The sequence below is a fragment of the Paenochrobactrum sp. BZR 201-1 genome (assembly GCF_044987585.2).
In the GTDB taxonomy this organism is placed as follows: domain Bacteria; phylum Pseudomonadota; class Alphaproteobacteria; order Rhizobiales; family Rhizobiaceae; genus Paenochrobactrum; species Paenochrobactrum pullorum.
Window position 1 is genome coordinate 298,820 of the sequence record NZ_JBJDRZ020000005.1, and the last position, 24,332, is coordinate 323,151.

Genomic DNA, 24,332 nt, shown 5'->3' on the forward strand with positions numbered 1-24,332 from the left:
AAAATGCCTGACAGGATGCTCCGGTCAGGCATTTTAATTTTAAACAAATTGATTGTGCTTAGCCTTTGAAGTCACGTGCGAGCAGATAAAGCTCGACCGATTCAGCACGCGATGCCGGTGGTTTGACGTGATGCACAGAGCGAAATTTCTGCTTCAACAATGCTAGAAGCTCGTTTTCGGTGCCGCCCTGAAACGTCTTGGTCAGGAAGTGTCCGCCCGGTTTCAGCACTGAAATAGCAAAATCTGCCGCTACTTCACAAAGATGCGCGGTGCGTAAATGGTCAGTGCGGCGATGGCCTGTCGTCGGTGCCGCCATATCGGAAATAACGAGATCAGGCTTGTCGCCCAAAGCTTCTATCAACTTTGCTGGCGCTTCATCTTCCAGAAAGTCCATCTGCAGCAAAATCACGCCGGAAAGCGGATCGACTTCCAAAAAGTCGATGCCAACCACTTGCGGATTTTCATCTGTCGAGCCGACAATTTTAGCGGCAATCTGCGACCAACCACCAGGGGCTGCGCCCAGATCGATGATCTTCTGGCCTTTTTTCAGGATATTGTAGCGCTCATCAATCTCAATCAGCTTATAGGCTGCGCGCGAGCGATAGCCGTCTGCTTTGGATTTATGCACATAAGGGTCATTGAGGTGACGCTCAAGCCAGCGGCGTGACGATTCTTTAATTGTGCCTGCTTTTTTCTTGACGCGTGTATGCATGACACGTGTGCCTGCACCGCCGCGCCCTCCGGTATTTGCACCTCCCGGTTTACCGCCACCTTTAGTACTCATGAATATTGCCTGTTCTTATGCCCGTTCGGCTTAAAATGACGCCAGGCTCCATCGCGTGACATCAGTTCCGTCAAAATACCTTCGCGCAATCCGCGATCCGCGACCAGCAGTTTTTCGCTTGGCCATACATTGCGTATCGCATCCAGAATTGCACATCCTGCCAATACCAGATCGGCGCGATCTGCGCCAATACAAGGATTGGCAACCCGTTTGTCGAAGCCCCATGACAAGAGTGTGTCTGTCATATGGGTTACTTCATCTGCTCCCATCCACATACCATCAACGCGGCGCCGATCATAGCGCTCTAGGCCTAAATGAATGCCTGCAAGTGTCGTGACCGTGCCGGAGGTGCCGAGCAGATGGAAACGCGTGCTTTGTGCCAGCTGGCCCAAATGGTGGCGTTCTTGAAAATTGCTCAGCAATTCGCTGACATGCCCAACCATTGCCGAAAAACTTTCCGGCGTTACATCCCGTCCGCCAAAGCGCTCGGCCAAAGTGACCACGCCAACGGGTAGTGATGTCCATGCGATAATATGTTCGGCCAAACGCGGTGAACGGCGTTTGGAAACATCAATCAGCGCAATTTCCGATGAGCCGCCGCCAATGTCGAACAGCACAATAGCGTCAGTTTCACGCGCGACCAGTGTGCCGCAACCGGAAACCGCAAGGCGGGCTTCGGTCTGGCGGTCAACGATTTCCAGTTCCAGCTCCACTTCATTGCGCACACGCTGCAAGAAAATATCGCCGTTTTCGGCTGCACGGCAGGCTTCTGTGGCAATGAGGCGGGAACGCTTCACATTGCGTACCGTGAGCTTGTCCCGGCATATTTTCAGCGCTTCAACTGCACGATCCATCGCTTGTTCATTGAGGCGGCCGGTCGTGCTCAAGCCTTCGCCCAAGCGCACAATGCGCGAGAAGGCATCCACTACGCGAAATTGGCCCGGTCTTGTGGGAGAGGCTACAAGCAGACGGCAATTATTGGTTCCTAGATCAAGCGCTGCATACAGCGGCGCTTCATATGAGTTGTTGCGCAGATAATTGCTGCGTGCCGCCTGCGGCTGTGGCATAGATTTTGACTGTGCTGTTTTAGCTGTATGTGCCTTAGCCGCATGGGATGAACGCTGGATACTACGCGGTGATCTGGAAACATCACCAGTACGATGAGCAGCGGACGATCCGTTTTCATTCATGCTGCTTGCTTGTAGTTGTGCGGAATTCTGCGGTTGGCCTGCTTGCAAAGCACTGGTTTGAGTGGCTGATTTTTTGCGCCGTGAACGTCTCTTGCGCTTTGTTAATTTGGTTTTGTTGACATCAGTCACTTTTTGTTCGGAAAGCGAAGGCTGGTTAACCGCATTCTCTGAAAGATGAGTATTCTTCTGGGCTGCACTTTTACCGCGTTTACGACGACGCGCGCGCTTTCTCTGTTCCGCCATCGCAGGCTGATCAGCGTTGATCCGCAGCGGTAAAGGAGTTTGTCTCTCCCTTTCGGAGCGCCCCGAATCATTTTTCTCCTGCGGTGGAGTTGATCCGGTTGTGGCTGCGCGGTTTTCAGACCGGTTGCCGTTTATAGCGACAATGCGAACGTTGTTTTCGCTCGTATTATTGCCGGACGCCCCACTCTTTGCCGGTTTTGCACCGCGCTGGTTGGGCTTTTTCAAGGTCTTAGTCCTTTTGGCGCCGCGCGAACCGGTAAAGGACGCAAGCAGGGCGCTTTTTATACATGTGTTACCCTTAATGTAGCAGTGCTTTGCCAAATTACCAAGGGCAGGTTTTTCGTTTTCTTGGATATTAATCATGTATAAGTGCTGGAAAGCCTTTAAATGCTGGGTGCAGGCATATGCAAATATATTGGGCTTTGTCCATGACTGTGTATAAAATGTAGAATGCCTGAACAGCAGGTTATTATGCAATATCGGTTAGCGGAGCGCTGGCATATGAAAAAATTTGCATGGGGAGTCGTTGGCACCGGAGCCATTGCGCATAATTTTTGCGCCGACATCACGGCAACGGAAACAATGCAGGTGATTGCTGTATGCTCACGCAGTAAAGCGAATGCTGAGCAATTTGCAAAAAAATAAAGGCAGATCAGCATTACGTTGATTTTGCTGTCATGTTGGAAAATCCGGACATTGATGCCGTTTATATTGCCACGCCTAACAATACCCATGTGGCCTATACAATACAGGCCATTGCCGCTAATAAGCCTGTGCTGACGGAAAAGCCGTTGGGATTGAGTGTTGCTGATATCGAGAAAATTATCGCAGCCAATACAAAAACATCCGGCTTTGCGATGGAGGCGATGTGGAGCCGTTTTTTGCCGGCAATCACCGCTTTAAAGAATCATATTCATAATGGAGAAATCGGTGAAATTCGCGAAGTTCAGGCTGATCTTTATTATGAACGTCAAATAAGCGCCGAAAGCCGTTTCTTCAACTGTAAATTGGGAGGAGGTGCAGCTTTTGACTTGGGCGTTTATCCTTTGTCGCTGACGCTTTATCTGCTTGGGCTACCCGATCAAACACGCGGTTACTGGCTTGCGGCACCAACCGGTTGCGATATGCGCAGCCATTTCACACTGATTTATCCAAGAACAAAGGCACAGCTGAGTTGTGGCTTTGATCGGGATGGCGCCAATCGTTATCTTATTACGGGCAGCAAAGGTGCGATTGAAATTGATGCGCCATTTTTAAAGGCACAAAGGCTGATAATTTATTCCGGCCGATGGCAACAATTCTGGCTCAAGAGCTCAATCAATAAATCTTCTTTCTTCCGAAAAATCCTGAATCGTTTCAACTTGCTCGGTCGACGGATCGAAACCTATGCTTTTCAGGGGCATGGGCTTCGGTTTCAAGCCGAAGCGGTAATGCAGGCAGTGAGTTTACATCAAAGCCAAACGCAGGTGATGCCATTGGAAGATTCCTACGCTGTTGCGGCGATTATTCAGTCTGTGTTGTCGCAGTCCGCACATAAAGCCGGTTAAAACCGGCTTTGCACCTGATAAGGTTGGCTATGCTTATCGGCATTGTTTAGCGCCAGCGCCACTTCAGTGATATGCAGGGCAATATCGGCTGAAAAAACGGTTTTGTTCCGATAGATATAAGCGCGTTCCATGTCGGCAATCCCGCGGGCAAAATCAATTTGTGACGGAAATGCCGGAAGCATTACCTCTTTGGCGGGTTTTGGATAGGTCAAACGTTTGCCGGGTGCCGGACGGAAATTGATGAATTTGCCAAATCGGGGTTCGATCTGGTTGAATAAGCGCTGTAAAAACGGGCGCTTTTCTCCGACTTTCTCAAGCCGCACATGCGAATATTCATCCCATAAATCATCAACGGTGAGCGAGCCTTTGTCGCCGACGACGGTGAAGGAACGGTCACGAGGCATGGCAAGACCGCAAGTGACGCGTGCTATTGTGCCGGAATGGAATTGCAGGCAACCAACGGTAAAATCCGGTGCCATTTGAATATGTTGCGTGCCTTCGCCTTTATCGGGAAAACTGATGGCAGAAAAACCATTGACCGTTTTGACAGGGCCAAAGAGGGAAACAAGCCATGAAAGTGCATAACCTGCATGTTCCAACGTGCAGCCAATTTCAAACTCGTGCAGACCCGGCCATGGTGCACCAGACTTTGATTTCCATGTCGCCCATTTGTCGCGAAAGACTGGCCCGTCTTCCATCTCGGCATAGACCAGTCGTGGCTGGCCGATTGCATGAATGTTTTCTTTAACAAGCTTTTGCGCAGCACTGAGCGCATTGGCAGGAGCAGCGGCAAGGATCAGTCCTTTTTTCTGTGCTAATCCAACAAGTTTTTGAGCATCATTAAAATCCATCGCCAGTGGTTTTTCACTATAAATATGTTTGCCTGCTTGGAGTGCTGCCGATGTTATATGAAAATGTTTTTCCGGCGTTGTCAGGTTGATAACGATATCAATGGACGGATCAGATAAAACTTCTTCATAGGAAGAAAAAGATTTAACTTTGTAATATTTGCAAAACTCATGCAGACGTTGTTCATTATGATCATAGGCGCCAACGAGCACGAGCTGAGAATAATTGGCCAGACTGATCATGTAATAATCGGCAACAAAACCGGTGCCTGTAAATGCAATATTCAGGCATGATCTTCAAACTCGCGTCGGGCTCATCTCTGATGGAAAAGGGCTATTCAACGCTTGGCATGAAAGCTTTCTATCGTGTTATGATAGGCTTGCATATAAGCTTTTCCCATGTTTTCGGCTGTAAAAAACTGTTCATAACGCTGGCGAGCATTTTGCCCCATCAATAAAGCATTGTGTTTATTGGTGCTTAATTTGAGCATGGCTGTCACCAAAACATCAGAATTGGCGGGTGCAACTGTGTAGCCGGTTAACCCGTTCAGATTAACAAAACTAGTGCCGGTGCCCATTTCGCACGAAATCATGGGCTTGCCTGCGCGCGCAGCTTCCAACAGAGCAATGCCGAAGGCTTCCGAGCGTAAATGCGAGGGCAAAATAAATGCACGACAGAGGCTTAAAAGAGCTTCTTTGTTTTCTTCATCAACGATGCCTAATAATTTAACATTATTTGGAACATTGTTTATATTGATGTCTGATTTCTTGGAACAACCTGCAATAACAACTTTAAGGCCTGATTTTTCTGCTGCTTCAAGTAAATATTGAATGCCCTTATAATAACGCAGTGAACCAACAAAGAGAAAGAAATCGTCACCAAGTTCTTCCCGCCATTTATGGATTAAAGCATCTGAGACTTTGCTGCGATCGGCAATGCCTAGAGGGATGACTGATGTCTTGTTCTCATAATGACGGAGAACCGGACTTGAATGCAGATAATTGGGCGAGGTGGCTATTATCCGATCAACGCGCGATAAAAACGAGCGCATGAGCGGCTGGTAAAGAGTAAAGAGATTTTTTTGTTTAACAATATCAGAATGGTAGGTAACGATAGAAGGTTTTCTGAAACCAGCATAGTGAAACATAATATCAGACATAGGCCATGGGAAATGATAATTGATGATGTCATAATCTGGTATGATGTTTTTGAATAATTTAAGAATTTGCAGTGAAAATTTTGAAGAGCTCACTTCAATATTGTTTTTCGCATTGAATATATAATGATTTTCGTGAACTTGTATTTTAGTTATTTTCTCTTTTAATATTGTAATGACATCGCTCTTATTGTCATTTTTTATAATTTCTTTTGTTATATTGTATATAACTCTGGGCACACTAGTAAAATCTTCCGGTAAATATGTTTTGTAAACATGCAAGACTTTCATTTGAAGCCCTCTTTGAAATACAATAAATTTAAAATAATTCTTTATGATTTATGTGACGGCATGATATGTATTTGTAATAATGTACTGTTGGCGCCAGTTATTGCTTGAAAAATGTTGTTGGATCAGATCTTCAAAATCCTGTGCACTTTGCGCCCATTGAAATTTTAAGGCATTTTTTTGCGTTTCAGCCTTAAGATTTTGATACAGCTCATTATTTTCAATAAGTAGCTGGAGCCCGTTCGTCATGGATTTGACGGATAAGGGATCAATATAAAAAGCGGCTTTGCCACCAACTTCTGGCATGGAAGAGGTGTTGGAGGTCAATACCGGAATGCCATGATTTTGCGCCTCGATAATGGGCAGACCAAAACCTTCATATAGTGATGGCATAGCCAAAAAATAAGCATTTTTGTAAACAACAGTAAGGGCTTCATCGCTGATAAAGCCTGTCTGGATAACATCAGGACGCAAATTTAACGCTGTGATGAGCTGATCGAGTTTGTTTAATCGCCAGCCTTGACCGCCGGCAATGACAAGCGGAAATTTTTTGCGGTTTTGGGGTGATAAGGCAGCATAAGCTTCCAGCAAACGATAAAGATTTTTACGGGGCTCCAATGTTCCGACAAATAAAATATATTTGGTATTCAGACCGTGCTTTTTAAAAATATCTTGTCTGTCTGCTTGGCTCAATTGAGAAGAATTATGCGTAAATCCAGAATGGATGACGGTGATTCTATGGGCATATTGCGGATAATGTTTTTGTAATTGCTCGGCCGTCGAATGCGATACGCTGATAATGGCGCGGGCTTTATCGAGCGCCTTCTCCATCCATAATATTTCTCCAGCCCGTGTTCGCCAATGCATGGTGTGCGGCACATATTTCCAAGTCAGATCATGAATGGTCAGGACGGTCGGAATGGCCAGATCAAGTTTTTTGGGCAACCGATGTGCTGGCCCCCAGAAGAGATCGATTTGATCATTCTTGGCGCATTGAGGTAAAATTGAATGAGACCAATAGAGGCGTTTTACGAGCCCGTGGCATTGGGCAATCCGATAAGTGATATTTTCTATTTCAGGCAATGCAATTTGCGGGTCATGCGGCAGATAAAGAAAAAGCTGATGTCCGTTTCGAGCGAGTTGACCACACATCTCGATGATGTAGCGTGAAATTCCGGTTCTGGGGCCAATCAGATTTTTGGCATCAACGCCTATTTTCATAAAGGCCGACTTCTTAAAATACGTAGCCAGTCTTCATATAAATGCGACAAGGTCTCGCTTAAATTTATTTCTGCCTGCCAATTCAATGTCTTTTTCACTTTTTGCGGATTGCCGCTCACAATGTGAATGTCGGCTTCGCGCCAGCGGGCTTTATCAACGCTGATCTCAACCCTTTCAGGACAAAAATCGATCAGTTCTTGTAAGATTGTTTGAATTTGAACTGGCCTGCCGGTGCTTAAATTATAGGCCTCTCCATTGAGAGAATTATCGTCTGATATTGCGGCATCGGCATAAGCACGAACAATATCTCTGACATCGAGAAAATCACGTTTGGGTTCCAAATTTCCCACTTTGATGACAGGCTGTTGCTGTTTGAGTGTGATGGCGGCAATCTGTTTTGCAAAAGCAGAGGCAACATAAAGATCAGCCTGGCCAGCACCGGTATGGTTGAAAGGGCGAAAACGCACAGCCCTCAACCCTTGGTGATGTAATTGTTGCAATAAAATATCGGCAGCCATTTTGGTGGTGCCATAGATATTTTGCGGTTGTAAGGGCGCGCTTTCTTCAATACCTGTGGCAGGCATATCCATAAAAGAACGGCCATAACATTCGCTGCTGCCGGCATGGATAAGTTTTGTTTCCGGTGACAGGTTCAAAATTGCCTGAGCAATATTAATCGTACCTGCGACATTAACATCAAATGCAAGCCGGTAATTTTCCTGCGCGATTTGTGGTGCAGCAATAGCGGCCAGATGAATGATAGCTGTTGGTTGGCAATGATGAATAAGGCTTAAAACCTGCGCATAATCTGTGATATCAGCACTGAGCTCATTCGAATTCATATGGCTGGAGGGGAAAAGGGCAATATCATCTCCAAGCGCGCGAGTTTGCAGCTCTTTCTGTAGATATTGCCCAACAAATCCGCTGGCGCCAGTTATCAGAATCCGATGTTTGCTCATGTAGTCAATCCATTATGGTTTTAGTCTCTTTAAATCTGCATCAACCATTTCCGCTATCATATCTTCCAGCGAGGTTTCCGCCTGCCAGCCAAGCACTGTTTTTGCTTTATTGGCATTGCCCAGCAGAATATCCACTTCGGCAGGGCGAAAGAGATCAGGGTCAACAATCAGATGATCATCCATCGTGAGACCGACATGCGCAAAAGCAAACTTGCACATGTCGCGCACAGTGGTGGTGCGACCGGTGGCAATTACATAATCATCGGCTTGATCTTGTTGCAGCATCATCCACATGGCGCGGACATAATCACGCGCATGCCCCCAGTCACGTTTGGCATCAATGTTGCCCAGACGTAACTCTCGTGCCATGCCGAGTTTAATACGCGCAACACAATCGGTCACTTTACGGGTGACAAACTCGATGCCGCGTAGAGGAGATTCGTGGTTGAAAAGAATGCCGCTTGAGGCATGAAGGTTAAAACTTTCTCGATAATTGACCGTGATCCAATGGCCGTAGAGCTTGGCCACCGCGTATGGCGAGCGCGGATAAAACGGCGTTGTTTCACTTTGCATGTCTTCCTGGATAAGACCATACATTTCAGAAGATGAGGCTTGATAGAAACGTGTTTCAGGTTTAGTTGTTCTGATGGCTTCTAAAATATTGGTGACGCCCAGTGCTGTAACTTGTCCGGTTAAAAAAGGTTGCTGCCACGATGATTTGACAAAAGACTGTGCCGCTAAATTATAAATTTCATCTGGCTTGGTTTCGCGCACTGTCCTGATCAAGCCGGACAGATCAAGCAAATCACCATCAATAATATGCACATCCCCTTTAATGCCGAGCCATTCCAGCCGACTTAAATTGACGTCAGATGTACTGGATCGTCGTGCCAGTCCAAAAACCTGATAGTTTTTTTGTAATAATAATTGCGCTAAATATGCACCATCCTGACCGGTGATGCCGGTAATTAAAGCTTTTTTGGACAAGAGAAAAATCTCCAACAAAATTAAAATAAGATTTAAAGTATCTACGCACAGCAATATGAAGGCTGGTTGACAGAAATATTATGAAAATAAAAAATAATAAGTTCAGTAAAATCAATGGATTATAAAGCTATAAAATACTGTATTTATAGCTCTCACCGCCGATAGTAATATAAAGGCGATGAGAATTATTGTCGTTCAAGCGCAGTTAAAGCGCGTTTTAGCTGCGGCCATACATATCATCAAAGCGGACAATATCATCTTCTCCGAGATATTCGCCACTTTGTACTTCAATCAAAACCAGCGGCAGAATGCCGGGATTTTCCAAGCGGTGTTTATGGCCGCATGGAATATAGGTTGATTGATTGGTGGTGAGCAAAATCACATCATCGCCATTGGTCACTTTGGCGGTACCGGAAACGACAATCCAATGTTCTGAACGGTGATGGTGTGATTGCAGACTGAGGCGGCGGCCGGGTTTAACCACAATCCGCTTGATTTTAAAATTATCGCCTTCTTCCAAAATCGTATAGCTGCCCCATGGGCGATGCGCAGTACGGTGCAATTGGGCTGCTTCGTGATTTTGTTTTTTCAGGCGATTATAGACATTGCGAACCTGTTGGGCATTGTCTTTATGGGTTACCAATAAAGCATCAGCCGTATCAACCACCAATAAATCATCAACGCCGATCAGGCTGACGAGGCGGTCTTCGGAATATACAAAGCTGCCATGGGTATTTTCAAGTAAAGCTTCACCATTGACGCGGTTGCCGTCCTCATCAGGTTCAACCAGTTCCGCCATGGCCGACCATGAGCCGATATCCGACCAGCCGCAATCAAGCGGAATGCATGCAATATTGGCTTGTTTTTCCATGACCGCATAGTCGATGGAAATAGCAGGTGTGGCGGCAAACAGATCTTTATCGATTTCAAAAGTTTCTGCATTGCCTTGCTGTCCGCTACGCGCCTTTTCAAGGGCTGCTTCAGCACCTTGCAAAACTTCCGGGCAATGTTCACGCATGGCGGCAATCATTGCATCAGCCTGAAAGCAGAACATGCCCGAATTCCAGAAATAGCGGCCGCTTTCGACATAAGATCGGGCGGTGTCTTCATCCGGCTTTTCGACAAAGCGCAGCACGTCCTCGTGCTCGGCTTCCAAATAGCCGAAACCAGTTTCAGGGCTTTCCGGCACAATCCCGAAGGTGACAATACGGCCCGTACTTGCCAGTTCTTTGGCACGTTCAACGCCTTTGCTGAAAGCGTCCTGATCTTGGACAAGATGATCGGATGGAAGGATAAGCAAAATTGTATCGCCGCCAAAAGTAGCGTGGGCGTGAAGGGCTGCAAGCGCTACAGCCGCGGCTGTGTCACGTCCTTGTGGCTCCAGCAGGAAAATGTCGCAATTATCATTCGTTTGAAAATCGGCATAAGCATCCAATGTTAAAAACAAAAAATCACGATTGGTAACCGTGATGATATCTTTGACATCTTTTAAAGCGGCAGCGCGTTCATAGGTGCGGCCAATCAGTGTTCCGCCTTGTGGCAGATCAATAAAAGGTTTTGGATGTGCATCGCGCGATAATGGCCATAAACGCGAGCCGACGCCACCACTGATGATAACTGGAACGAAATTCATTCTATCAAACGCCTTTTGTTTCATGTTCTGCAAGGCTCAAGCCTTGATACAGAATCTTTTGTGCATGCTGTGCATCACTGGCTTCGGCATAGCATCTAAGCTCCGGTGCATTGCCTGAAGCGCGGTAATGCAACGTGCTGCCATCATTGAATATAAGCCGGATGCCGTCGGTTTTATCAATCTTCTCGATTATGCCAAAAGGCTCGAGCCCTTTCATAAGGGATGCATCCTGTGTGGACAAGCGGGTGATAAAGGCACCGCTTTGATCATGCGTCACATTCTGCAGCCGGTCGCTGTAAGCATGCCGAAACTGAAATTGTGCTGCAATGGTAGATAATGTCTGCTGCAAGTCTTTGATCTGGTTCATACATGCCAGCATAGGTAAAAGCGCATCACGGGTGGGCAGGGCAGTGAGCACGGCTTGGCCAAGTGTCACATCGCTGCCTAACAACACGCCGCCATTGGCTTCAAAGCCAAGTACCGATTTTCCACCCTCACGAATGGCTTCTTCCATGCCTTGAATGACATAAGGTGAACCGACTTTGGTGCGTTTTATATTAAACTGAGCATCCAATGCCGAATTGGCTGTAACAGGTACAACAACTTTGTCACTCTTGAGCCAGCAAGCGGTGATTGCACCCAACAAATCGCCACGGATAAAATCACCGTTTTCATCAGCTATTAAAGGGCGGTCAGCATCGCCGTCGGTCGAGACAATCAGGTCAAACCGGTTTTCATTGGCCCATTGTTTGAGGAGCTGAATGTCTTCCGGCCGCAAGGCTTCGGTATCGACCGGCACAAATTTATCGGCACGTCCAAGAGGGGTGACCTTGGCGCCTAAACTTTGCAAAATATCGATGATAAGATCACGGGCAACTGATGTATGTTGGTAAACACCGACGGAAAGATTTTTAAAATGATCGGTTTTAAAAATCTTCAAATATCGGTCACGATAAGCGGTAATTGCCTGATCGTCTTTTTGAGCGCTATTCAGTTGGTGCGCATGATCGCTCTCAGCGATGAGCTGATAATAGCGGGCAATGGCTTGTTCGTCATTTTTATCAATTTCACCATCCGTGCGGTAAAATTTCAAACCATTGCGATCATCCGGGATATGGCTGCCGGTTATCATAATGCAGGGTGCATTATGATAACCGGCATAATAACTGAGCGCTGGTGTAGGTAGTAAGCCGCAATCAATCGGCGTGAGACCTGCATCTTGAATAGCGGCCCAGCAATATTGTGCGATTTCAGGGCTTGATGGACGAAGATCCTGCCCGACATAGATTTTTGAATTTGCGGGCAAAGGCCGACGATCATTCATCGCTTTCAGGAATGCGAGTGTATAATCATAGGCGGGTTTTGCGCAAAGTTCACTTGCCAAACCCCGTAGCCCGCTGGTGCCGAATTTTAATGAATGCGTACTCATGCCTGTACCTGATAATTTTAACAAGAGGCTAGATTATTTGCCTCTGCTTGGAAAGCGGATGCAGACTATATCAGGTGATAATTTTATGAACATTATGTGTATAGGTAAACTTTATGATAACGGAGCGATATTTTCTATATCATTTCCGTAAGGTTTTATATTTTCAATATATCGCGCAGACTAAAACAGTGTCTTTCTTATCTTTTATCAGCACGTCAAACTGTTCGTTTGAGTGCTTTTCTTATTTATTTGAAAAATCGATTCCCGCTATTGGCAACGTCTTTCAATTCTGCATAAGGGCAAGCTTTCAGCGGAATGGACATGGCTGGACATCAGCATTATTTTGAATTTTAACATCAACCAGTCCGGCCAATATTATTTTAATTCTTTGACCCAGCATTTGACCTGATCAATTGATTTTGCTTTGTCCGCCTCTGCTTTTTGTAGTGTGCTGGTACAAACCGGTACTTCTTTTTTTTGGTAGCCTTTAGCAGCAAGGCATCGATCACGTACTCGCTCGCGTAAGGCCTGATTTTTATCATAACTGCTGATACTGCCCTGAATATTGACTTCTCCCACACGATAGCACGAAACATCGTTGCCAACACGGCTGCATTGCGTTGTACCGGGATCGTAGAAACCGGGCGTATAATTGGTGACTTGATTGATTGGTACCTGACGGAATGCGGCAATGGTGCATTCATCATAATCATACTGTTTTTGATTGACAGAAACGCCGGGTTTCCAAAGTAATGTTACGGTATTGCAACCTGTAAGCAACATGCTTGCAGTAAGACCTGTTATTGCCAGTACAATCCGGTTCATCATCACTGCCTTTATAGAAAATAGCGCCTGAAGATATTTATATCAAAATGAGCCATTGCTCTATAGGCCACAGAACTAATTTCAAGAAATTGTAGTTCATGCTCATGGTGCAAATCTTTTTTGGCATTTTCTTTGCCGGTTTTAAACCACGACAATTACGAAAACTTATTACACACATTCATGTGTGTTTTCGTCTTTAATCATTAAAAATTGAAAAATGAAATGGCTGGGGAACCTGGATTCGAACCAAGACTAACGGAGTCAGAGTCCGTCGTTCTACCATTAAACTATTCCCCAGTATGATATGAGCAAAATCAGTATCTTAGAACTAATTTGCCGGCAGTGTTTGATGAAAATCAACCGCTGCATCATCTGTGGCTTTCATCTAGCGAAGTGAAAGTGAGATGGCAAGTACTAATTTTAAAATAATTGCATTCTCTATTGTTAATAGGCCGAAATTGCTGATTTTATTGGATTTTATGCATAAAAAAATCGCGCAAAACTCAAATTTCAAGTGTTTGCGCGATTTTTCAGTTTTATTGAAAGCTGATCAGTCTTCGTGATCAATCAGAATGCGACTCGCTGCTCCGTCCATATCCTCATATTGGCCGCTCTTGAGTGTCCAAAGAAACATCACCAGCCACAATCCGCCCAAAAACAGCGCAATAGGTATGAGGAATAATAAGATACTCAACGATTTACAGCCTTCCAAGTGGTTGGCGCGGCCTGTAATTTTTCATCGGCCGCTTTGATTTTCTTTGCTTCTGCTCTGCCTGCTTTTAATCGTAACGCATTACTGATCACAACAATAGAAGAAATTGACATAGCCAGTGCTGCCACCAGCGGTGTGACAAAGCCAAGCACTGCAAATGGTACAGCCAAGAAATTATAACCGATCGAAATGATGAAATTTTGACGGATCAGTTTATTGGCTTCATGTGACACAGCATGTGCAACCGGAACGGCTGCGAGGCTTTCACGCAGGAACACGAAATCGGCAGCGTTACGGCCGATATCCGCCGCAGTGGCTGGTGCCATGGAGACATGGGCTGCAACGAGGGCAGGGGCGTCATTGAGACCATCGCCGACCATCAGCACTTTGCCGCCTTCATTGCTGATTTTTTGCACCAGTTTGGTTTTATCTGCGGGCAGTACTTCGCCCTGAAAGCGCTCAATGCCGAGATATTTGGCAAGAGACTGAACAACGCCGATTTTGTCACCTGACATGATGCCAAGCTTCAGGCCACTTTTCTTCAGTTTGTTGACCGCTTCCAGTGCATCAGCGCGCGGGCGATCTTCAAAGTTGAAGACTTGTACAATCTCGCCATTGATCGCCAGGCATGTTTGCGGGCCATCTGCCGGTGTTGTTGAAACTTCATTAGAAATCCATTCGCGACGGCCAAGCTGATAAGTTGTGCCATCCTTAACAGCTTGGATGCCCGATCCCGGAACTTCTTCAATAAGCTCAAAACGTGTCGTTTGGTTTTGGGCAGCAAATTTTGTAAGTGCACGCGATAGCGGATGCAGCGAATAAAGGGAAAGCTCTGCCGCCATTTCCAGATGTTCGGCTGGAATTTTATCCAGACCGATCAACCAAGGTTGGCCTAAGGTCAACGTTCCGGTCTTGTCGAAAATCACATGATCAATTTCAGTCATTCGCTCCATGGCAGAACCGTCTTTGATCATGATGCCGTTTTCAAACAAGCGACGTGCAGCGATCACTTGTACAATCGGCACGGAAAGGCCAAGCGCACAAGGACAAGTGATGATGAGGGTAGAAATGCCGATATAAATCGACTTGTACCAGTCACCGCTGATGAACATCCAGATCAGGAAAGCCGAGAAGGCGGTGAGATGGACTGCAGGTGCATAAAGTTCTGCGGCGCGGTCGGCAACACGGCGATAACGGGCACGGCCACCTTCTGCCATATCCATCAGACGTACCATTTCGGCCAGAAAGCTGTTGCTGGCTGAAGCGGTTGCCCGGATCACCAACGGGCCGGTTAGATTGAGCGTACCGGCACGGATATCGGAACCAGGACCAACCGGTACGGCCAGACTTTCACCGGTTGCAATCGAACAATCGAGTTCCGAATAGCCGTCTTCAATTTTCGCATCGACCGGTACGCGTTCGCCAGCTGCCAGAATGATCTGCATATCCGGTTTGATTTCATCAGTCGGCAGATAATTGCGCTCACCATTTTCGCTGACAACAATGGCACCGCGCGCAGCAAATTGCGAAAGGCCACGCACGGCAGAACGAGCCCGTTCACGCATCACATGGTCAAGGGTTCGACCGATCAGCAGGAAGAACAGCAATGATACGGAAGCATCAAAATATGCATGTTGACCACTATGAATGGTTTCATACAAGCTCATAATGAAAGCAAGCGAGATGGCTACTGAAATCGGAAAGTCCATATTCAGGCGACCGGCCTTCAGACCACGCCATGCGGATTCGTAGAAAATACGACCTGAAAAAATCATGGTCGGCAAAGCAATCAGTGCCGAAATCCAATGGAACAGATCGCGCGTTGCAGCTTCTGCACCCGACCAGACCGACACTGAAAGCAGCATGATGTTACTGCTGGCAAAACCTGCAACGGCAAGCGCAATAATAAGACGGGTCAAAACCTCATCTTTTTCTTTGCCCAACTCAAAAATATGCGCGTCATAGCCGGCCTTGTTGATGATGTCGATCAGGGCCGGCGGGGTCGCGTCTTCATTCCAGCGTACGGTTACCCGTTTGGAAGAGAGATTGACACGGGCATATTTAACCTGTGGTTCTGCATTTAGAGCCTTTTCAACGGTCTGAATGCATAATGCGCAATGAATACCCGGCACTGACAGATCAATTTGACGTAAGCCATCGCCGAGCTTGCGGCTTGCAAGAAGCAGCTCATCAGGTGAGTAAATCTGGCCAGCACTCAGGCTTTGAGCATTCGGGGCGCAACAGCTCATTTATATTCACCATTAACAATGATGAAGCGACGGATTTGGCGATAAGGATCATCCAGACCTGCTTCTGCATTGATTTCAACAATCCATGCGCCTTCGCCCAGCTCAACTTTTGATTTAAAATGCCCATCAGCAATTTTTTCGAGTTCGACAGTGGTGTCGTTCGCATCGCCAACAGGGCGCTTGAAATGTGCAGTGGCATGTGTGGCTTCAACCGCTAGTCCCTCATTGTTGGTCAGTTGATAGCTGAATTCACCGTTTTTATAGTCAAGGATGACTTCCCATTGCAGGGCTGCCTGTTCTTTGCCGGTAATCGCCTTTTCGTTAAACTCCTGACTGGCGACATAGGAGTTCTTGACCACCAGACCACTCCAGCTTCCGATGGCAAAATATGCCATCGTCAGGTTGACGGAAATGATCACGCCGAAGAACAGGCACATGATGCCCAACATGTGCCAACCAGTGAATCCACGGCTTGTCATGCTTTTATCAGTCATCAGTTTTTCTCCGGTGCAATAAAGGTCGCTTTGTAGGTGGCAGTTTCTTTGCCTTCAACATCGCTGACCCGAATGGTGTAAGTGGTTCGGGCATCGGTAATTTCACGTGCCGGTATACTGACGAACAGTCTGAGGGTTTTCAGACGGTCCGGATCTACAGGTATAATATAGTTACCTTCTCCGGTCGGCTCAACGTCTTGCAGTGAAACTGTCGCATTGGGCAAGCCTTCAATCGAGACGCTGAATTCGCGCGGCTGCGGGATCATATTGAGTAGTTTGACAGTATAACCATTGCGGATCGAACCGTCAGACAAGAGAACATATTGCGGGTTTCTATCTTGCAGCACATTCACGCCGATGCGGTCGCGCATGTAAAGAGAGCCAAGCAACATCATGCCGACCAAAGCCCAGATCGTGAAGTAAATCATAGTGCGTGGACGCAGGATTTTTTTCAATGAAATCAGATGAACGGCATCTTTGAACTTGTTTGGTGCTTCATAAACGCGTGCAGGTTCAACCGGCTCGGTGCCGTTGTTGGTCGCAAGGTTCATATTGGCATGGTAATCATTAAGGGTGGCATAAGAAATCAATCCGCGCGGTTTGCCGATTTTATCCATAACCGAGTTACAGGCATCGATGCAAAGCGCACAGGTAATACATTCGAGTTGCTGGCCGTCGCGGATATCAATCCCCATCGGACAAACCGCTACACAAGCGTTGCAATCCACGCAATCACCAACAACCGCGCCCGCAGCAATGGCTTTTTTCGAGCCGCGTGTGCGTGGTTCACCACGCCAGTCATTATAGGTGACCGTCAATGAATTTTCATCGAGCATGGCTGCCTGAATACGTGGCCAAGGGCACATATAGGTACAGACCTGTTCACGCAGTAATCCGCCAAAAACATAAGTGGTTGCGGTGAGAATGGCCACGGTAATATAAGCCACGGGTTCGGCGTAGCCGGTGATGACGTCCATGAACAATGTCGGCGCATCGGCAAAATAGAAAATCCATGCGCCGCCAGTCATGACGGCAATCAGCAGCCATATTCCGTGTTTCAGAACGCGTTTGATGATTTTATTGGCAGTGTACGGGCTGTTGTTGAGCTTGATACGTGCATTACGGTCGCCCTCAATGGCGCGTTCAATCACAAGGAAAAGATCAACCCAGACGGTTTGCGGACAAGTATATCCGCACCATGCGCGTCCTGCTGCCGAAGTCAGCAGGAAGAGCCCGAGCCCCGCCATAATCAGCAATCCGGCAATATAGTAAAATTCTTGTGGCCAGATTTCGATAAAGAAGAAATAGAAGCGTCGATTGGCAATGTCGATCAAAACCGCTTGATCAGGTGCAAATTCACCACGATTCCAACGCAGCCATGGGGTCAGATAATAAATGGAGAGTGTGACAAACATCACGATCCATTTAAAGTTGCGGAATTCACCGACAACACGTTTGGGGAAAATTTTTACACGTGCAGCATAGAGTGCCTGACGGGTTTTAGGCGAGTTGACCGCTTTGGCATCGATCTGTTCGACGTCTGAATGATCTGACATCTTCCACTCCTTTTGAGTATCGCACAGGATGGGGGGGAGGGTGCGACACCCACATTTCAATATATGTTTGCCTAAATCGTGCCGGGCTTGAGCAAACCGTTAATGACTTAGGAAAGCATATAAAGAAGCAGAGAACCGGAAGGCAGATAACTGCCTTCCGGAATAATTGTGTTTATTCACCGCCACCAAGGGAGTGAACATAGATTGCCAGCTGTTTGACAGTAGCGTCGCCCAGACGTTCACCCCATGCAGGCATAACGCCGTGCTGCGGATGCTCGACCTGACGCATGATTGCATCTTCGCCCGAACCATAGAGCCAAATCGCATCGGTCAGGTTCGGAGCGCCGAAGTCACGTACACCCTTGGCATCGTCACCATGACAAACGGCACAGTTATCGGCAAAAACTTGTTCGCCGGCCGGAACGAGTGAAGCATCGCGTGGTGTGCCGCTTAAGCTTACTACATAAGCTGCAACATCACGGATTTCTTCAGGTTCTAAGACGTCTGCATAAGCAGGCATCTGCGACATGCGGGTATCATCGTCTTCTTCATTGCGAACGCCATGCTGAATGGTTTCGAGGATATCCTCAAGCGAACCACCCCAGAGCCAGTCATCATCATTCAGATTAGGGAAACCTGGCGCGCCTTGCGCACCTGAACCATGGCACTGAACGCAGTTGACTTTGAACGCAGCTGCGCCGCCTGCAATCGCATATTGACGCAGTGTGTCGTCGGCAACAATTTCATTGACATCTTTGGCTTTAATGGCATCGATAATGTCCTGACGGCTTGCTTCAACCGCAGCATTCTCCTGCCAGAAAGCACCACGGCTCGACCATTCCAGCACACCGCCGGTAGACGATGAGATCAGTGGCCATGCCGGATAGGCAATGACATAGGCAAGTGCCCAGGCAATTGTCGCATACCAGGTCCAAAGCCACCAGCGTGGCATTGGGTTGTCAAGTTCGCGGATGCCGTCCCACTCATGGCCGGTCGTCTCAACGCCGGTGACTTCATCAACTTCTCTTTTAGTCATTTTTATCATCCTTGAACGGGATGTCTTTTATTTCATCAGCTTTTTTCTTGCTGCCGGGGCGAAAGGTGAAGGCAACGACAAAGACAAAGAACAATGCCATTGCCAATAAGCCCCAACTGTCGGCAAATTCGCGTAATGTATTATAATCCATGACTAAACTCCTTATCGCGCCTTAGGCGACTGATCGTAAGTTGAGAAGTCAACCAACGTTCCCAGCATCTGAAGATAGGCAACAAGAGCGTCCATTTCGGTAATCTGTGACGGATTGCCGTCAAAGTCACCGGTCTTGGCTTTAGGGTAACGTGCCAGCAAATCATCTGTATCGGCATCAGGGGTTGCCTGTGCGATCAAATCTGCTTCTGCATTATCCAGCATCTCTTGGCTGTAAGGCACACCAACAGCAATATTTGCCTTTAGATCGGCAGACATATTAGTGACTTTGAGCGGTGTGTCTTTCAGGAACGCATAGCTTGGCATCACGGATTCCGGCACGATTTTACGTGGCTCGATCAAATGCTGCACATGCCATTCGTTCGAATAACGCCCGCCTACACGCGCCAGATCAGGACCTGTACGCTTGGAACCCCACTGGAAAGAATGGTCATACATGCTTTCAGCTGCCAGCGAATAGTGACCATAACGCTCCACCTCATCACGGAACGGCCGGATCATCTGACTGTGGCAGAGATAGCAACCTTCCCGGACGTAAATATTACGTCCGGCAAGTTCGAGCGGTGAATAAGGGCGCATGCCCTCCACCTTCTCGATGGTGTTCTGCAACCAGAACAGCGGGGCGATTTCAACGATACCGCCGATTGTCACCACGAACAACGAGCCGATGAGCAAGAGCGTGGCGTTTTTCTCAATCGCTGAGTGCTTTTTAAGAAATGACATAGATCAACGTTCCTTATTCGGCTGGCTGCATGGCAGGTGCAGGTGTCGAGCCAGGAATGGCTTGTTCGTTTCTGAGTTTGCCGCGGATTGTCATGTAGACGTTCCAGGCCATCAGGATACCACCTGTCAGATACATCACGCCGCCAAGAGTACGCATGACATAATATGGGAACATGGCGATCACTGTTTCGGCGAAAGAGTAAACAAGGAAGCCCTGATCATCATATTCGCGCCACATCAGACCCTGCTGAATACCGGCTACCCACATTGAAGCGGCGTAAAGAACGATACCGAGGGTTGCGAGCCAGAAGTGCCAGTTAACCATACGGATGGAGTAAAGGCGCTCACGTTTCCACAATCTTGGTGTGAGGTAGTAAACAGCACCAAAGGTGATCATACCGTTCCAGCCCAAGGCACCGGCATGAACGTGACCAATGGTCCAGTCTGTGTAGTGCGAGAGGGAGTTGACGGCCTTGATCGACATCAGCGGACCTTCGAAGGTCGCCATACCGTAGAAGGCAATAGCAGCAACCATCATACGGACGATCGGATCAGTGCGAACTTTATCCCACGCACCCGAAAGTGTCATCAGACCGTTGATCATACCACCCCATGAAGGCATCCACAGCATGATCGAGAAGACCATGCCAAGGGTTTGTGCCCAGTCAGGCAGAGCGGTATAATGCAGGTGGTGAGGGCCAGCCCAGATATAAAGGAAGATGATCGACCAGAAGTGCACAATCGACAAACGATAGGAGTAAACCGGACGGTTTACCTGCTTCGGTACGAAATAATACATCATCGCCAGGAAAGGAACGGTCAAGAAGAACGCAACCGCGTTATGACCATACCACCACTGGGTAACGGCATCCTGAACGCCTGAGAAAGCTGAGTAGCTTTTGGTGCCGAGGAATGAAACAGGGATCGCCAGATTGTTGATGATGTGCAACATCGCAATAGTTACGATGAATGAGAGATAAAACCAGTTGGCCACATAAATATGTGGTTCTTTACGGCGCAGGACTGTGCCGAGGAAGACAGCCAGATAGGCAACCCAGACAATGGTCAGCCAGATATCGACATACCATTCAGGTTCCGCATATTCGCGGGATTGGGTAATGCCGAGCAGGTAGCCTGTGGCTGCCATGATAAGAAACAGCTGATAACCCCAGAACACAAACCATGCCAGATCGCCGCCGAAAAGACGGGCGCGGCAGGTACGCTGCACAACATAGAATGATGATGCGATCAGAGCATTACCACAGAACGCAAAAATCACTGCTGATGTATGCAGAGGGCGAACACGGCCAAAATTCAGCCATGGTTCAAGGTTTAAACTCGGAAATGCAAGCTGCGCTGCGATGACGACACCGACGAGAAAACCGACGACACCCCAGAAGACGGTGGCGATAACACCGTAACGGATAGGGCCGTCGAGATAGGTGCTCGGGTCGGTTTCTTTTGGTTTCAGGCTGTAATCTGCATTACGCAAAAGCAGAATAGTGAAAATTGCTATAACAGCAAATGTAATCCACATATGAGTTCTGAAGAGCTCATCATGTGAAAATCCGGCCATCAGCATTGCAGACAATGCCAACAGTCCGGATATGACGGTTCCAGCTGCGTAGTTCATAAAAGTCCCCTCGCGGCGCATGACAAAACACTGCTTTGGTCACCGGAAGACTTTGGGATGCAAGATGCGTCGGCGCCAGAACAGTTATGACTCTGATTTTCTATCTACAATTGTGGAGCCAAGGTCATTGATTTCAATCAATGATACCCACAGCTACAATGCGGACGGAAATTTCCGTATATATCGCAGATTCTTTCAGAATAAGAACTGCTACAGTCTGCCGCAGCTTTTTTATCGCTTTATCAAAATAAGTTGAATGTAATCTATATCTATTAAATGTTGCTGAAAGATTAGTTTAAAAGAATAGTTTGTTGTTCAATTTTTAAATTTGCTGTATTGTTGAGATATATTATAATAATTAATTTTTTTTAATGTGTAATTCTTTAATTTTGTCAGGTGCTATTTTTATTTTAGCATGTCGTTATATTCGATTTTCTGGGTTTCATCATAATAATTGCTACTAAGTTTGTAGGATTATGATTTAAATTGCAGTGTTGCATATTCATTTATCGCTATGTCTGCGACAATATGTAAGAGGTGTTTTTCTGTGTATAAGCAGCAAAACACAGCTCTCCCGAGTAAAATCAAACAGTTATTAATGGATGATCGGCATTTCCAGCAGAACTTTCACTCCACTCGCCTCACGGTTGATAAAATGCACCGTCGCATGCATGCGCTTGGCAGCAGCCTGCACGATTGCCAGCCCTAATCCGCTGCCGTTTTCAGATTTATAACGCCCGCGAAAAAACCTCTCGCTGATATGCGGTAGCTCGTCTGCTGGAATGCCGGGACCTTCATCCTCGACGATGATCGATACCTTGTCCGCTTCCCTTTTGCACGAGCAATAGATCTTTGCGCCTTCAGGGGAGTGGTTGACGGCATTTTCCAAAATATTACGCAGAGCCAGTGTGAAGAGTTGCGCATCTTTGATTTTCAAATTTTCGCACGGTTCATCAATTTGGATGATGATTTTTTTAGGCTGTGTTAGCAAACGCAAATCTTGTGCAATCAAATGCATCAGTTTTCCGGCATATTCTTTTGTCGGTTTAACCGGTTCCTCATCGGTTTCCAGTGAAGCCAGATCAAGCAGTTGTTTGACCAGCCTGGTGGTTCGCTCGACACCGGTGGAGATCTGGCGCATTGCATTGTCACGTACGTGCTCATCCTTGCTGTTCATGGCAATATGAGCTTGCGTTTTAAGTCCTGCCAAAGGTGTCTTGAGTTCATGCGCGGCAAAAATCGCAAAGCTTTTTTCACGTTCACGGGCTTCTTCGACACGGTTGAACAGGCCGTTCAGCGCATTAACAGCCGGTGCGATTTCGCTAGGCAGGTTGCTTTCTTCCAGCGGGCTTAAATCGTCGGCTGAGCGTTTTGACAAAGTTGAAGCAAGGGTGCTCAACGGTAATAGACCGCGCCGCACGCTAATCCAGATCAACCCTGCCAGAAACGGGAAAATCAACAGTGCGGGTAATAGCAAACCGGTGATAACATCGCGCACCAAACTGTTACGCACGCTCATATTATCGCCCACCATAATGCGCATGCCAAGCTGGGTGTTTTCAATAGTATAAACGCGCCAAGTGGAACCCGATACAACCGTATTGGAAAAACCGTTGCTGGTTTTAGTCAGCATATCTTTGGGAGCGCTGGCCGAGCGTCCGACCAGATTGCCGTCAAGTGACCAAATCTGGCAGAATAATTGCCGGTCGTAATTTGGAAAATCCGGAATGGGTTTTGGGGTAAATTGCCCGATGCCGCCTTCATCGCCCACTTCAACCCGCCGGTCGGTGAGAAGAGAATTGACCATATGGGCGGATTCCATCAAGCGCGCATCAAGCACTTTTTTCACTTCTGCCTGTGTGCTGAGATAAATCCAGCCGACGGCAAACAGCCAGACAAGGCAGGTGGTGCCGATAAGAATGGTAATCAGGCGTTTGCGGATGGAACTCATAGTTCTTGTTCTGACAATCTGTAGCCAAGGCCGCGCACGGTCTTGATGAATTTGGCTCCTAATTTGGCACGAAGATGATGGATATGCACTTCAACGGCATTGCTCTCCACTTCCTCCTGCCAGCCATAAAGCGCTTCCTCAAGCGCTGTTTTGGAAAAGGTCGCATTGGGGCGCTCCATCAATGCGCGTAACACCGCAAATTCGCGGCGGGTGAATTTAAGTAAAATATCTCCGCGGTGAACGGTCATCTGTGCCGGATCAAGCACCACATCCTGCCACTCGATTTTGCCCGATGAGCGGCCATTGCTGCGCCGCGCAATGGCGCGTATACGTGCGGCCAGTTCATCCAGATCAAAAGGCTTGCCGACATAATCATCAGCACCGGCATCAAGGCCTGCGATACGGTCGGCAATCTGGTCGCGCGCAGTAAGCAGAAGCACAGGCAGGTCATTTTTGTTGCGTCTGAGCTGCGCCAATATATCCAATCCCGAACCATCCGGCAGCATCAGATCAAGCACCAGTGCATCATAGTTTTGCGAGGCGATGGCGCTATAAGCATCTTCGCAGCTGGCGACTGCATCAACGGTAAAACCGGCAATGTTGAGCCCGACGCTCAAACCGTCCATAAGAATGGGATCATCCTCGACCACCAAGATGCGCATATATAAAACCCGTTACTTTTTAAACTTTTACTAT

At 47.4% G+C, this 24,332-nt stretch carries 22 protein-coding genes and 1 tRNA gene; 2 read left to right on the forward strand and 21 right to left on the reverse strand.

Features of this window, described 5'->3' with window-relative positions:
- Positions 1 to 58: 58 nt before the first annotated feature.
- On the reverse strand, positions 59 to 784 hold the full coding sequence (locus ACI0FR_RS04085) for an RlmE family RNA methyltransferase (RefSeq protein ID WP_374829623.1): 726 nt from the start codon (positions 782 to 784) through the stop codon (positions 59 to 61).
- Positions 781 to 2,442: a Ppx/GppA phosphatase family protein gene (locus ACI0FR_RS04090; RefSeq protein ID WP_404906473.1), complete on the reverse strand. Its 1,662-nt coding sequence runs from the start codon at positions 2,440 to 2,442 to the stop codon at positions 781 to 783. Before ACI0FR_RS04090 ends, ACI0FR_RS04085 begins: the two co-directional genes overlap by 4 nt.
- 276 nt (positions 2,443 to 2,718) lie before the next feature.
- Between ACI0FR_RS04090 and ACI0FR_RS04095 the strand changes: the two genes are divergently transcribed.
- Both ACI0FR_RS04095 and ACI0FR_RS04100 read left to right on the forward strand, forming a co-directional pair.
- A complete protein-coding gene (locus tag ACI0FR_RS04095) occupies positions 2,719 to 2,862 on the forward strand; it encodes a Gfo/Idh/MocA family oxidoreductase (protein WP_404906472.1) in 144 nt (47 codons plus the stop codon).
- Between the two features lie 32 nt (positions 2,863 to 2,894).
- Positions 2,895 to 3,764, forward strand: a complete 870-nt coding sequence (locus ACI0FR_RS04100) for a Gfo/Idh/MocA family protein (RefSeq protein ID WP_404906470.1) — start codon at positions 2,895 to 2,897, stop codon at positions 3,762 to 3,764.
- Here ACI0FR_RS04100 and ACI0FR_RS04105 read toward each other — a convergent pair.
- From ACI0FR_RS04105 to ACI0FR_RS04195, 19 genes are all read right to left on the reverse strand, one after another.
- Positions 3,761 to 4,900 (reverse strand): Gfo/Idh/MocA family protein, encoded by a 1,140-nt coding sequence (locus tag ACI0FR_RS04105; RefSeq protein WP_404906670.1) that lies wholly within the window; start codon positions 4,898 to 4,900, stop codon positions 3,761 to 3,763. The genes ACI0FR_RS04100 and ACI0FR_RS04105 overlap by 4 nt on opposite strands.
- A 50-nt stretch (positions 4,901 to 4,950) precedes the next feature.
- On the reverse strand, positions 4,951 to 6,060 hold the full coding sequence (locus tag ACI0FR_RS04110) for a glycosyltransferase (RefSeq protein ID WP_404906468.1): 1,110 nt from the start codon (positions 6,058 to 6,060) through the stop codon (positions 4,951 to 4,953).
- A gap of 48 nt (positions 6,061 to 6,108) precedes the next feature.
- Positions 6,109 to 7,278, reverse strand: coding sequence for a glycosyltransferase family 4 protein (locus tag ACI0FR_RS04115; RefSeq protein ID WP_404906467.1), 1,170 nt, complete (start codon positions 7,276 to 7,278; stop codon positions 6,109 to 6,111).
- A complete protein-coding gene (locus ACI0FR_RS04120) occupies positions 7,275 to 8,237 on the reverse strand; it encodes a GDP-mannose 4,6-dehydratase (protein WP_404906465.1) in 963 nt (320 codons plus the stop codon). Before ACI0FR_RS04120 ends, ACI0FR_RS04115 begins: the two co-directional genes overlap by 4 nt.
- A 12-nt stretch (positions 8,238 to 8,249) precedes the next feature.
- The gene (gene gmd / locus ACI0FR_RS04125) at positions 8,250 to 9,224 is read right to left on the reverse strand and encodes a GDP-mannose 4,6-dehydratase (protein ID WP_404906464.1); all 975 of its coding nucleotides are present in this window, start codon (positions 9,222 to 9,224) and stop codon (positions 8,250 to 8,252) included.
- 217 nt (positions 9,225 to 9,441) lie between these two features.
- Entirely contained in the window at positions 9,442 to 10,857 is a 1,416-nt protein-coding gene (locus ACI0FR_RS04130; protein ID WP_404906463.1) for a mannose-1-phosphate guanylyltransferase/mannose-6-phosphate isomerase, read from the reverse strand.
- A gap of 4 nt (positions 10,858 to 10,861) precedes the next feature.
- Positions 10,862 to 12,286, reverse strand: coding sequence for a phosphomannomutase (locus ACI0FR_RS04135; protein WP_404906462.1), 1,425 nt, complete (start codon positions 12,284 to 12,286; stop codon positions 10,862 to 10,864).
- A gap of 375 nt (positions 12,287 to 12,661) precedes the next feature.
- Complete coding sequence (locus ACI0FR_RS04140) at positions 12,662 to 13,111, reverse strand: hypothetical protein (protein WP_404906461.1); 450 nt, start codon at positions 13,109 to 13,111, stop codon at positions 12,662 to 12,664.
- Between the two features lie 223 nt (positions 13,112 to 13,334).
- A tRNA-Gln gene (locus ACI0FR_RS04145) sits at positions 13,335 to 13,408 on the reverse strand.
- A 253-nt stretch (positions 13,409 to 13,661) separates the two neighbouring features.
- Positions 13,662 to 13,805 carry a cbb3-type cytochrome oxidase assembly protein CcoS gene (gene ccoS, locus ACI0FR_RS04150; protein ID WP_374829719.1) on the reverse strand — a complete coding sequence of 48 codons (144 nt, stop codon included), beginning with the start codon at positions 13,803 to 13,805 and terminating at the stop codon, positions 13,662 to 13,664.
- Positions 13,802 to 16,072, reverse strand: coding sequence for a cation-translocating P-type ATPase (locus tag ACI0FR_RS04155; RefSeq protein ID WP_404906460.1), 2,271 nt, complete (start codon positions 16,070 to 16,072; stop codon positions 13,802 to 13,804). Before ACI0FR_RS04155 ends, ccoS begins: the two co-directional genes overlap by 4 nt.
- Entirely contained in the window at positions 16,069 to 16,566 is a 498-nt protein-coding gene (locus ACI0FR_RS04160) for a FixH family protein (protein ID WP_374829723.1), read from the reverse strand. Before ACI0FR_RS04160 ends, ACI0FR_RS04155 begins: the two co-directional genes overlap by 4 nt.
- Complete coding sequence (gene ccoG / locus ACI0FR_RS04165) at positions 16,566 to 18,122, reverse strand: cytochrome c oxidase accessory protein CcoG (RefSeq protein WP_404906459.1); 1,557 nt, start codon at positions 18,120 to 18,122, stop codon at positions 16,566 to 16,568. Before ccoG ends, ACI0FR_RS04160 begins: the two co-directional genes overlap by 1 nt.
- Positions 18,123 to 18,294: 172 nt before the next feature.
- Positions 18,295 to 19,158, reverse strand: coding sequence for a cytochrome-c oxidase, cbb3-type subunit III (gene ccoP / locus ACI0FR_RS04170; RefSeq protein WP_374829727.1), 864 nt, complete (start codon positions 19,156 to 19,158; stop codon positions 18,295 to 18,297).
- Positions 19,151 to 19,309 carry a cbb3-type cytochrome c oxidase subunit 3 gene (locus ACI0FR_RS04175; protein WP_374829729.1) on the reverse strand — a complete coding sequence of 53 codons (159 nt, stop codon included), beginning with the start codon at positions 19,307 to 19,309 and terminating at the stop codon, positions 19,151 to 19,153. The genes ccoP and ACI0FR_RS04175 overlap by 8 nt, the downstream gene beginning before the upstream one ends.
- An 11-nt stretch (positions 19,310 to 19,320) precedes the next feature.
- On the reverse strand, positions 19,321 to 20,052 hold the full coding sequence (gene ccoO, locus ACI0FR_RS04180; RefSeq protein WP_374829731.1) for a cytochrome-c oxidase, cbb3-type subunit II: 732 nt from the start codon (positions 20,050 to 20,052) through the stop codon (positions 19,321 to 19,323).
- Between the two features lie 13 nt (positions 20,053 to 20,065).
- A complete protein-coding gene (gene ccoN / locus ACI0FR_RS04185; protein ID WP_374829733.1) occupies positions 20,066 to 21,685 on the reverse strand; it encodes a cytochrome-c oxidase, cbb3-type subunit I in 1,620 nt (539 codons plus the stop codon).
- A gap of 595 nt (positions 21,686 to 22,280) precedes the next feature.
- On the reverse strand, positions 22,281 to 23,636 hold the full coding sequence (locus ACI0FR_RS04190; RefSeq protein ID WP_374829735.1) for an ATP-binding protein: 1,356 nt from the start codon (positions 23,634 to 23,636) through the stop codon (positions 22,281 to 22,283).
- Complete coding sequence (locus ACI0FR_RS04195; RefSeq protein WP_374829737.1) at positions 23,633 to 24,298, reverse strand: response regulator; 666 nt, start codon at positions 24,296 to 24,298, stop codon at positions 23,633 to 23,635. Before ACI0FR_RS04195 ends, ACI0FR_RS04190 begins: the two co-directional genes overlap by 4 nt.
- Positions 24,299 to 24,332 lie beyond the last annotated feature (34 nt).

Excerpts from the sequence above, each read along its gene's own strand:
- ACI0FR_RS04085 (WP_374829623.1), bottom strand. The coding sequence starts at position 784 with ATGAGTACTAAAGGTGGCGGTAAACCGGGAGGTGCAAATACCGGAGGG.
- ACI0FR_RS04095 (WP_404906472.1), top strand. The coding sequence starts at position 2,719 with ATGAAAAAATTTGCATGGGGAGTCGTTGGCACCGGAGCCATTGCGCAT.
- ACI0FR_RS04100 (WP_404906470.1), top strand. The coding sequence starts at position 2,895 with ATGTTGGAAAATCCGGACATTGATGCCGTTTATATTGCCACGCCTAAC.
- ACI0FR_RS04110 (WP_404906468.1), bottom strand. The coding sequence starts at position 6,060 with ATGAAAGTCTTGCATGTTTACAAAACATATTTACCGGAAGATTTTACT.
- ACI0FR_RS04115 (WP_404906467.1), bottom strand. The coding sequence starts at position 7,278 with ATGAAAATAGGCGTTGATGCCAAAAATCTGATTGGCCCCAGAACCGGA.
- ACI0FR_RS04120 (WP_404906465.1), bottom strand. The coding sequence starts at position 8,237 with ATGAGCAAACATCGGATTCTGATAACTGGCGCCAGCGGATTTGTTGGG.
- ACI0FR_RS04130 (WP_404906463.1), bottom strand. The coding sequence starts at position 10,857 with ATGAATTTCGTTCCAGTTATCATCAGTGGTGGCGTCGGCTCGCGTTTA.
- ACI0FR_RS04135 (WP_404906462.1), bottom strand. The coding sequence starts at position 12,286 with ATGAGTACGCATTCATTAAAATTCGGCACCAGCGGGCTACGGGGTTTG.
- ACI0FR_RS04140 (WP_404906461.1), bottom strand. The coding sequence starts at position 13,111 with ATGAACCGGATTGTACTGGCAATAACAGGTCTTACTGCAAGCATGTTG.
- ACI0FR_RS04155 (WP_404906460.1), bottom strand. The coding sequence starts at position 16,072 with ATGAGCTGTTGCGCCCCGAATGCTCAAAGCCTGAGTGCTGGCCAGATT.
- ACI0FR_RS04160 (WP_374829723.1), bottom strand. The coding sequence starts at position 16,566 with ATGACTGATAAAAGCATGACAAGCCGTGGATTCACTGGTTGGCACATG.
- ccoG (WP_404906459.1), bottom strand. The coding sequence starts at position 18,122 with ATGTCAGATCATTCAGACGTCGAACAGATCGATGCCAAAGCGGTCAAC.
- ccoP (WP_374829727.1), bottom strand. The coding sequence starts at position 19,158 with ATGACTAAAAGAGAAGTTGATGAAGTCACCGGCGTTGAGACGACCGGC.
- ACI0FR_RS04175 (WP_374829729.1), bottom strand. The coding sequence starts at position 19,309 with ATGGATTATAATACATTACGCGAATTTGCCGACAGTTGGGGCTTATTG.
- ccoO (WP_374829731.1), bottom strand. The coding sequence starts at position 20,052 with ATGTCATTTCTTAAAAAGCACTCAGCGATTGAGAAAAACGCCACGCTC.
- ccoN (WP_374829733.1), bottom strand. The coding sequence starts at position 21,685 with ATGAACTACGCAGCTGGAACCGTCATATCCGGACTGTTGGCATTGTCT.
- ACI0FR_RS04190 (WP_374829735.1), bottom strand. The coding sequence starts at position 23,636 with ATGAGTTCCATCCGCAAACGCCTGATTACCATTCTTATCGGCACCACC.
- ACI0FR_RS04195 (WP_374829737.1), bottom strand. The coding sequence starts at position 24,298 with ATGCGCATCTTGGTGGTCGAGGATGATCCCATTCTTATGGACGGTTTG.